The sequence below is a fragment of the Stenotrophomonas humi genome, assembly GCF_001431415.1.
GTDB lineage: Bacteria > Pseudomonadota > Gammaproteobacteria > Xanthomonadales > Xanthomonadaceae > Stenotrophomonas > Stenotrophomonas humi.
The window spans coordinates 1-894 of record NZ_LDJI01000089.1; the positions used below are offsets into that span (position 1 = coordinate 1).

The window sequence follows — 894 nt, forward strand, 5'->3', positions numbered from 1 at the left end:
CCAGCGAACGCGCCGCCGCAGGGCGGTCGCAAGCATCCGCAGCAGGAATTCCTGCAGGTGGACACCAAGAACATCCTGTTCATCTGCGGCGGCGCGTTCGCTGGCCTGGACAAGGTGATCCAGCAGCGCTCCTCGGACACCAGCAGCATCGGTTTCGGTGCCAAGGTGAAGAGCGCCGAACGCAAGCAGGAAATCGGCAAGGTGCTGGCTGAAGTCGAGCCGGAAGATCTGATCAAGTTCGGCCTGATCCCGGAGTTCGTTGGCCGCCTGCCGGTGGTGGCGACGCTGGAAGAGCTGGATGAGCCGGCGCTGATCCAGATCCTGACCGAGCCCAAGAACGCCATCACCAAGCAGTTCAAGAAGCTGTTCGAGATGGAGAACGTGGAGCTGGAATTCCGTCCGGACGCGTTGTCGGCCATCGCCAAGAAGGCGCTCAAGCGCAAGACCGGCGCCCGTGGCCTGCGCACCATCGTTGAATCGGTGCTGCTGGACACGATGTACGAGCTGCCGTCACAGGAAAACGTGAGCAAGGTAGTGGTGGACGAGTCGGTCATCGAGAACAAATCCGAGCCGTACATCATCTACGAAACACCACCGGCACCGGCCAAGGCCGCATCCGGGGACTGAGCCTGCAGCAGCCGGGCATGAATTGGGCTGTTGCCTGTTCACGTTCAGCTTCCAGCGCCTCTTGCAACACCTCGCCGATGGCCCCATAACGGGGCCATCGGCTTTTTTATTTGGCCCTTCCTGATACCTGCGGAGCCCGCCCCCATGGCCCAGTCCCAACTCGAAGTTCTCGACCTGCCGGTCCTGCCACTACGCGACGTGGTGGTGTTCCCGCACATGGTCATCCCCTTGTTCGTGGGACGTGACAAGTCCATGCAGGCGCTGGAG

Annotated in this window: 2 protein-coding genes; both read left to right on the top strand. The window is 61.7% G+C overall.

Annotated elements, in window-relative coordinates; translation table 11 throughout:
* The coding region (locus ABB26_RS18450; protein ID WP_152982757.1) for an AAA family ATPase at nucleotides 1-627 on the top strand (627 nt) is incomplete at its 5' end.
* 123 nt (nucleotides 628-750) lie between these two features.
* Nucleotides 751-894, top strand: a 144-nt coding sequence (locus ABB26_RS19620; protein WP_338062634.1) for an LON peptidase substrate-binding domain-containing protein, incomplete at its 3' end; no start/stop codon positions are given.